The sequence below is a fragment of the Bacillus sp. GMs2/2 genome (assembly GCF_050172095.1).
Lineage (GTDB): Bacteria > Bacillota > Bacilli > Bacillales > Bacillaceae_G > Bacillus_A > Bacillus_A cereus.
Genome location: NZ_JBNLYE010000451.1, coordinates 1 through 2,827 on the forward strand (window position 1 = coordinate 1; position 2,827 = coordinate 2,827).

Below are 2,827 nucleotides of genomic sequence, written 5' to 3' on the forward strand. Positions count from 1 at the left end.
TGTAGAAGGATATATAAATAATGATAAGGAATTATGGTTTGATGCAAGTATAAGTACTACAGATAAATTTGAGGATAAGTTTGGTTGTTCTGGGGAATTAGATAAAATGATTAAAAAACCAGCAAAATCTGTATCTGAAATTGAAAAAGAAGAGAAGGAAAAGAAACAAGAGTAGTCTCTTTAACTACTCTTGTTTCTTTATTCTAGGGGTACCGCCCATCACCGTTAAGCTCACAGAACAGGTTGCTCTTAAAATGAACTTCATTGCTATAAAAGACTCTAATTTTTCGTTTTGGGGCAAATATTATATAAAATAATAGCTATCTCTGAATCACTAGTTTCAAAAAGCCTTCACGCAATAATGATTGCATGAAGGCTTTTGATGTTTGCTTATTTTTTTGTCTCGTTAACCCATGTAATAATGTCCTGGATGACGTATTCGGGAACGTTAGCAGGGATTTCATATTCACTAGGGAGGCTTAATTCCCCGTCACCCTCCGTGAAGAAATGATTCAATTTCGGATATTTTTTGAACTGAACATTCCCGCGGTTTGAAAGTCCTTTCTGCCATTTTGTATATTCATCTTTTACTGTTACTTGATAATCACGTACTCCTTGCAGAATGAGTAAAGGCTCTTTTCGTGATTTTGCCTCTTCAACTGGACGCCACCTAGAAACATCATACATAAAATGAGGTGACCCAAAATTGTAGCCAGCTGGAGGATGATTGGGATTGAAAGTAGGATCCTGAATAAAAGCGACCTGTCTTTTTAGTTCATCGATTTCTTCCTTTGACGCCCCAAGGTATTGAGAATGATCAATAGCAATGTCAGTCAAAGGGCGTGCAGGTGGTGCGAGTAAGATGCTTCCTCGGACAAGTGTGGAAGGTGCTTTGCTTAGTATACGTGGCATTGTGCCAGCTCCTAGGCTATGTCCAAGAATGAAAATATTATTTGGATCAATGCCTTCCTGCTGCGCTGCTGATTTTGCTGCAAATATAGCATCATCTGTAGTGTCACGGTCTAACGTAACAGGTTCTGTACTCATCTTTAATGCATGTTCTAAGGTGCGTTTTTCATAGCGCAACACTGCAATTCCGTTGGATGAAAGGCCCACCGCAATGTCTCGTAAGATTTTTGTTCCCATATATGTGCTATCGCGATCATGGATGCCAGCACCATGAACAAGAACAACTACGGGCAGTTTTTCACCACGCTTATGTTTCGGAACTGTTAATGTCGCTGGTAACGGATAGGTAGAATTTCCAATGACGATTTCACGTTCTTGATAGGAGTCAGGTTGATCATAGCTAGGATGCGGGATAGTATAAGATTCCTCGGGTGGCCTTTCTCCAATTTCATCTACTTTCCCGCCAGGTGTGAATTTAAGGAGTAGCGGTATGGTAGTTCCTTCGGTATCTGCTGGAATTTCCACCGTCTGATGGACCAAGTTTCGTTCTTTTATCACGGGGGTTCCCATACTTTTTATCCCGCTCCAGCCACTTTGTGTCCACCAGTTTTGTAATGTGGTTGCTGTAAACTTGGATTGAAAAGCAGCAGACGTCAACTGTAGTGCCTCTGCATACTTACCTTTCTGGAGATATTCAAAAAATAATGATGTACGCTCCGTTAAAGAGACTAGTTTCTTTTCAGCAGATTGTTCCTCATGTGTATCTGCGTGAATAGTTGTTGTAAGCGGGAAAGATGAAACGCCTAAAGAAAAGAGTAGGGTAAAGGTAAGGACTGATTTTTGTATTTTCTTTTTTTTATTCATGTTTCAACCTCCAATATGTGATGGTACAAAACAGGTATGGTAATTAGAATTCTGGTGCGAAAACTTCAAAATATTTGCAAGCAATCTCCAAAACTTGGACATACTAATATTATTATTCTAAAAAAATGTAGATTTCTTCTCTGGTTACATGCATATTAATCCCAGAAATAATCTTTCTTCCTTCACTTTATATTTTGATTATACGAAGCAAAGCTCTCGTTTTTCTTACTTGATACTTACAAATTCCTTAAGTAGAGGATATTTAAAAATTTTAGCTGTATGAATATGTAGCGGTACTCCTATGCTAAGAGATAGCTTAAGGACCGAGGATTATATTGTTTTTATAAAGAGTTGATGTTATGTTTGTTTTGTAACATATGGTGTTTTATGCATGTAGGAGGATTTATTGAAGAAATTATTAATATTGTTTTTATTAGCTACATTTTGTCTACAGATTACAGGATGTTCTAATAATATGGGTACACTAAGGGAGAAGTCTAAAACTTTAACAACTGTGAATTCTAAACGCATCAATAAAGGGTGGTACAAACATATGTAATAGTTTGTATCACCCTTTGTTGATGTTAAAAGTCATAAGGAAAAGGTTATAGATATTTTTCATAAAGAAAAGACACCCATATAAGAGTGTCCTTTCTAATAGTTTTTTAGCAGAAGCAACTGCATCCGATAATGATTAATAGTATAAAGAGTACAACAAGCAAAGCAAATCCTCCAGCAAAACCACAGCCTTCTCCTCAACTGCCACCATAGCCCATAATAGTTCTTCCTTTAGGTAAGAGGATTAAAACTAAGGGCCATTCATGTATTTTAACGGGTTCACTTTACTTTATGTTTTTAAGAATGAATGGAGTAGGTCCTTTTTTATTTTATCGAAAGTAAACTTTTAGCCAGCAGTTTATTTTCCTACTATTGATTTTTTATACGTATTTGTTGAAAAATCAAGGAGCTGCAAAAAAATACTATACCGAAATTTAGTTCGGTAATAGTAACGTGCATATAAAAGATCTCACTTTGGTATATCTCCGAAAGAGTC

Annotated in this window: 2 protein-coding genes and 1 pseudogene; 1 reads left to right on the plus strand and 2 read right to left on the minus strand. The window is 36.7% G+C overall.

The features are described 5' to 3' along the window. Positions 1–175, plus strand: a 175-nt coding sequence (locus ACQGS6_RS25865) for a DUF1433 domain-containing protein (RefSeq protein WP_426965841.1), incomplete at its 5' end; no start/stop codon positions are given. Between the two features lie 215 nt (positions 176–390). On the opposite strand, the gene ACQGS6_RS25870 is transcribed toward ACQGS6_RS25865, so the two are convergent. Together ACQGS6_RS25870 and ACQGS6_RS25875 are read right to left on the minus strand one after the other, a co-directional pair. Continuing rightward, positions 391–1,773: an alpha/beta fold hydrolase gene (locus ACQGS6_RS25870; protein ID WP_426965840.1), complete on the minus strand. Its 1,383-nt coding sequence runs from the start codon at positions 1,771–1,773 to the stop codon at positions 391–393. A gap of 665 nt (positions 1,774–2,438) precedes the next feature. Then, positions 2,439–2,549, minus strand: a pseudogene (locus ACQGS6_RS25875) (YjcZ family sporulation protein). Positions 2,550–2,827 lie beyond the last annotated feature (278 nt).

Excerpts from the sequence above, each read along its gene's own strand:
- ACQGS6_RS25870 (WP_426965840.1), bottom strand. The coding sequence starts at position 1,773 with ATGAATAAAAAAAAGAAAATACAAAAATCAGTCCTTACCTTTACCCTA.